Genomic DNA, 5,259 nt, shown 5'->3' on the forward strand with positions numbered 1-5,259 from the left:
GTGTAGCAGAGCAGGTAGAGGCTTTGCGGCAGCGTCAGATGCATGTCTCTTCCTCAGGGTGCCGGTATGCGGGTCTCACGCACCAAAGTCCGCTCGTCCGCCGAGGTGGCGGGCGAGGAAGCGGTCGGCCGCGCGGTACATGTCGATGTTGTTCTCGGGGTTCACGAAGCCGTGGCCCTCGTCGTCCTTGACCATGTACTCGACGTCGACGCCCCTGGCGCGCAGCGCGTCGACGATCTGGTCGGACTCGGCCTTGACGACGCGGACGTCGTTGGCGCCCTGGATCACCATCAGCGGTGTGCGGATCTGGTCCACCCTGCCGAGGGGCGAGCGCGCGAGGAGGTCCGCCTTCTGCTCCGGGTCGCCGGGATCACCCGCGTAGAGAAACCAGTTGTTGACCAGCTGCGGTTTCGCGAACTCGGGCAGCGAGCCCAGGTAGGTCACGAGGTTGGAGATGCCGAAGGCGTCGATGGCGGCGGCGAAGACGTCCGGGGTGAAGGTGACGCCGACCAGCGCGGCGTATCCGCCGTACGACCCGCCGAAGATCGCGACGCGCTCGCGGTCCGCGTACCCCTGGTCGACGGCCCAGTCGACGGCGTCGATGAGGTCGTCGTGCATCTTGCCCGCCAGCTCCCCGATGCCGGCCTTGAGGAACGCCTTGCCGTAGCCGGTCGATCCGCGGAAGTTGACCTGGAGGACCGCGTGGCCGCGGTTGGCGATGAGTTGCGCGACGGGGTTGAAGCCCCAGCTGTCGCGCGACCACGGGCCGCCGTGGACGAGGAGGACCAGCGGGAGGCCGGCCGGCTCGACGCCCACCGGCAGGGTCAGGTACGAGGGCAGGTCCAGGCCGTCGCGCGCGCGGATCGTGACCGGCGTCATCGGGGCCATGACCTCGGGGTCCAGGTGCGGGAAGGGCCGGAACAGCAGGCGGCTCTCGCCGGTGGCGTGGTCGTAGAAGAAGGTGGCCCCGGGGTCACGGTCGTGGGTGAACCGGACGACCCAGCGCTGTCCGCTCGCGTCGGACGACATCGTGGCGAGGTCCCCGTCGGACAGCTTCTCCAGGTTCTCCAGCACTTCGGCGAAGTGCGCGTCCAGCGGGTGGATCACCTGCCGCTCGCCGAGGTAGCGCGCGCCGATCAGCTCTCCGGTGGCACGGTCACGGATGAGCGGCGACGGCAGGGCGGGAAAGACGACGGCGCGCGTGTCCAGGTCGAACTCCGGGTGGCTGTCGACCTCGGTCTGCTCTCCGGTGGCCAGGTCGAGGCGGGCCAGGCAGGTGCGGTCGGTGTCCCGGTGGGAGCCGATCCATACGCCGGTGCCGTCGGGGGTGAGCTGGAACGGCCAGACGTTCAGCGGGTGGTCGGAGCCCTCGAAGGTGGTGACCACGCGCAGCGCGCCCGTCCCGATCTCCCACTGGGCCAGCTCGATGTCGCCGTCGGCCGTCAGGGTCTGGGCGTACAGGTCGCCGCCGGGGGTGTACAGCCAGCCGGCGACGTGCCCCGGGTTCTCGGCGAGGATCGTCAGCTCGCCGGTGGCGATGTCGGCTTCGCAGAGGTCGAATTCGGCGGGGTTCCTGTGGTTCAGGTGCAGGAGTGCCTTGCCCGGCCGGGAGGCGGACATCTCGAACCCGGCGACCGTGGCTCCGGGGAACGGGGTGAGGTCGACGGCCCCGGCTGCCGGGTCCGCCGATTCGGCGTCGGCGTTGTCCAGGTCGACGCGGTAGACGTGCCATTTCTCGTCGCCGTCGCCGTCCTGCTCGTAGAGCAGCCAGCGCGGATCGTCGGTCCAGTGGTACGTGTGCACGCTGCGGTTGCCGTCGGCGGTGACGCAGCGCGCCTGCCCGCCGCCGTCGACGCTCTCCACCCATACGTTCAACCGCCCCCGCCAGGGCGCCAGATAGGCGATCCTGGTGCCGTCGGGCGATATCGATGCGTTGGCGCGGACCGGTGCGCCGAAGAAGTCCTCGACGGCGAGATGCGGGACCTCGCGCGGGGTGTCGGACATACGGAATTCCCTCCCGGATTTGCCGTGGTGCGGGTCGCCTTGCTGCGGTTCGCTTCTGTGCGCCGCGGTGCGGCGTGCTGCGGTGCGCCTCGGTCCGGATGACCTCAGGCGACGGGGTCACCGACGAGTCCGCCGGTGGCCGTGCGGACCCCGTGGGCGTATCTGCGCGACACGGCCGTGATGTCGGTGAACTCGGTGAGATCGGCGTCGCTCAGGATGGCGGCGCCGATGTGCTCGTCGAGGACCCGGATGACCGCGGCGGCGGACGCGGCGTGCATCCGCACGTCCAGGTCACCGGCGGGCCTCCCCAGCCGGCCGCCGATGATCAAGCACATTTCCCGTTCCGTCTGGTCGCAGGCCATCAGCCAGGCCGTGCGGAGCGCCGGTTCGGTGTCGGCGAGCCGGATCATCTTCATCGCGAGCATCTCGTCGGCGAGGTCGACGGGCGGCCCCTCCTGCCGGAGTCTGGTCAGCTCGGTGGTCAGATGGTCCTCCAGGGAGCTCTGCCGGGGCCAGCTGCGCAGCACGCTCAGCAGGGTGACGACGCCCTGCATGACGATGGGCTCGGCGCAGCTCTCCTTGCTGCGGAAGTGCCGCCAGATGGTGCGCGTGGACAGGCCCACGGCCTCCGCGATCTGGTCGCCGCTCGTGCCGGCCACTCCCTGGTCCCAGAACAGGCGCGCCGCCTCCCGGGAGATCTCCAGACGGAGCCGCGCGCGCCGCTGCTCGCTCATTCCTCCGCCGCTGCCGCGCTTCTCCGTCGCCATGGCTCCCTGCCACCCTTCACCCTTGCTGTCTCCAAACGACACTATGTCACTAAGTGACGAACCGCAAGGAGTCAGAGGCACCAGCAGAGGCACAGGGCAACGGAAGGCGCGGGGGACAATCCCCCCATGACGCACCCTGCACCGGACCCCCAGAGCGACAGCGGCTATCTCCTCGACAACGCGCAGTCCGAGGCGGGCACCCGCTTCGACGCGCTCGGCGAGCTCTTCGACCCCACCACCTTCCGGCACATCGAGGCCCTGGGGATCACCTCGGGCTGGCAGTGCTGGGAGGTCGGGGCGGGCGGCTCCTCGGTGGTGACATGGCTGGCCGACCGGGTCGGGCCGACCGGGCGGGTACTCGCGACCGACATCGACACGTCATGGGCCTCCGCGGCGGCAGGCGGGGTCATCGAGGTGCTGCGCCACGACGTGGGCCGGGACGCAGCGCCGGTGAGCGGCTTCGACTTCGTCCACGCACGGCTGGTCCTCGTGCATGTGGCCGACAGGGAGCAGGCGCTGCGCGCCATGGCCGGCGCGCTGCGGCCCGGCGGGTGGCTTCTGGTGGAAGACGCCGATCCCGCAGCGCAGCCGCTGATCTGCCTGGACGAGTACGGGCCCGAGCAGGCCCTGGCCAACCGGCTGCGGGCCGGTTTCCGCTCGCTGCTCGCGGCGCGCGGAGCCGACCTGGCCTACGGGCGCAAGGTGCCCAGGCTGCTGCGCGAGGCGGGCCTGGCCGATGTCGCCGCGGACGCCTACTTCCCGATCACGTCGGCGGCCTGCGACGTCCTGGAGGCGGCGACGGTCCGGCAGGTGCGCGACCGGCTGGTCGAGGCGGGCCTTGCGACCGACGAGGAGATCGACCGGCATCTCGCGAGCGTCACCGCGGGCCGCCTCGATCTCACCACGTCACCGATGATCTCCGCGTGGGGCCGGCGCCCCTGAGGGTCCCGGACCGTCGGTTCAGGCGCTCGGCAGTGTTCGCAGTGTTCCCGAAGCCAGGAAGAAGGTCACCGCGTAGGTGAAGCGTCCGGTGGAGACCGCCCGGTCGAACCGGACCACGAACCTGTCCGCGTCCGCCGGGTCGAGGTGTCCGCGTGCGGCCGCGGTGTGCGCCCAACTCCGCAGCCCCAGCACGTTGTCGACGGCCCCGGCATCCCGCACGACGAGCATCCGGGCCTCCACCGCGACCTCTTCCAGGCCGCGAGCGGCGAGCATTCCGGGATGGCGGTGGGCCAGGGTGCCGTTGCGCAGGCCGGACTGGGCACGGAAACGCAGCACCCGGGCGGCCAGGTGCTGGTCCTCGATGTCCAGGACCTGGGTGGCGTAGTCGGGGTCGACGAGCTCCCCCGGCCGCGGCTGGCTGTCGACGGCCGTGAAGGGGTGGGCGACGTGAGCGGGCCTCATGGAGGGAACGTAGGCGCGGGCCCGTCCGCGGGGCGAGGCCCGTGACAGTCCTCTCCCCCGGTGAAAAACCGGATGCAGCCGGGATCTGCGCGCGTTATCGTCGGCCGCATGAACGTCACCGGCTTGATGACCACCGCGACCGCGCGAGCGCCCAGCTCGCCGGTTGCCGCCGCCTGACGTACTGCCCCCTTTCCACCGGCGACCGGACACGGTCCGCCGGTGTTCTGCTTTTTCCGAGGCGTTCCAGCCCCGGCTCCGGTGCGCGGACCCGTTGTCCGGTGCCTCCCCACTGCATATGCGCACACATATGCGAAGGAGCCACCTCATGAACACCCGCATGAACACCCCGACGGACACCCGCCCCACCCCTTGGATGAGCACCGACGACATCGTCCGCAGATTCGTCGAGTACTTCGAGGAGCGGGGCCACCGCAGGATCACCGGCTCGACCCTGCTGCCGCCCTCCGGTGACCCGGTCCTCTTCACCACCTCGGGCATGCACCCCCTCACCCCGTACCTGGAGGGCCGGCCTCATCCGCTCGGCAGGCGGCTGGTCAATGTGCAGCGCTGTCTGCGCACTACGGACCTGGAGGAGGTCGGCGACCCCACCCATCTGACCGTCTTCCAGATGCTCGGCACCTGGTCGCTGGGCGACTACGAAGGACCGCAGAGCCTCGACTGGGGATACCGGCTGCTCACCGACGGGTTCGGCATCGACCCCCGCCTGCTGCACGTCACCGTCTTCGGCGGCGACGGACAGACCGGGCCCGACCTCTCCTCCCTGGAACTGTGGCAGGAGCGCGGACTGCCGGTGGAACTCACCGTCGAGGACAACTGGTGGGACAACGGGCCCACCGGGCCCTGCGGCCCCGACTCCGAGATCTTCCTGTGGACCGGCGACACCCCGCCGCAGTCCACGCCGACCGGCGACGACCGCTGGGTGGAGGTGTGGAACCACGTGATGATGCGCCACCGCCGCCTCGACGACGGCTCCCTCGTGCCGCTCCCCCAGCGCAACATCGACACCGGGCTCGGCCTGGAACGGCTCGCCTCGCTGCTGCAAGGAGGACGCTCGGTCTACGAC

General features: G+C 70.7%; 5 protein-coding genes. 2 read left to right on the forward strand and 3 right to left on the reverse strand.

Annotation, left to right across the window (positions count from 1 at the left end; genetic code table 11):
- Nucleotides 1-75: 75 nt before the first annotated feature.
- Both ACQKIP_RS38820 and ACQKIP_RS38825 read right to left on the reverse strand, forming a co-directional pair.
- Complete coding sequence (locus ACQKIP_RS38820) at nt 76-2,004, reverse strand: S9 family peptidase (protein WP_365854167.1); 1,929 nt, start codon at nt 2,002-2,004, stop codon at nt 76-78.
- 104 nt (nt 2,005-2,108) lie between these two features.
- Complete coding sequence (locus ACQKIP_RS38825; protein WP_365854169.1) at nt 2,109-2,771, reverse strand: TetR/AcrR family transcriptional regulator; 663 nt, start codon at nt 2,769-2,771, stop codon at nt 2,109-2,111.
- 126 nt (nt 2,772-2,897) lie between these two features.
- Between ACQKIP_RS38825 and ACQKIP_RS38830 the strand changes: the two genes are divergently transcribed.
- Entirely contained in the window at nt 2,898-3,713 is an 816-nt protein-coding gene (locus tag ACQKIP_RS38830) for a methyltransferase domain-containing protein (protein ID WP_365854171.1), read from the forward strand.
- Nucleotides 3,714-3,731: 18 nt separating this feature from the next.
- Here the strand turns inward: ACQKIP_RS38830 and ACQKIP_RS38835 are convergent, their stop codons facing one another.
- Nucleotides 3,732-4,175 carry a hypothetical protein gene (locus tag ACQKIP_RS38835; RefSeq protein WP_365854173.1) on the reverse strand — a complete coding sequence of 148 codons (444 nt, stop codon included), beginning with the start codon at nt 4,173-4,175 and terminating at the stop codon, nt 3,732-3,734.
- A 373-nt stretch (nt 4,176-4,548) separates the two neighbouring features.
- Between ACQKIP_RS38835 and ACQKIP_RS38840 the strand changes: the two genes are divergently transcribed.
- On the forward strand, nt 4,549-5,259 hold a 711-nt coding region (locus ACQKIP_RS38840), incomplete at its 3' end, for an alanine--tRNA ligase-related protein (RefSeq protein WP_427745227.1).

Source organism: Streptomyces sp. NPDC059900 (assembly GCF_050270335.1).
Classification (GTDB): domain Bacteria; phylum Actinomycetota; class Actinomycetes; order Streptomycetales; family Streptomycetaceae; genus Streptomyces.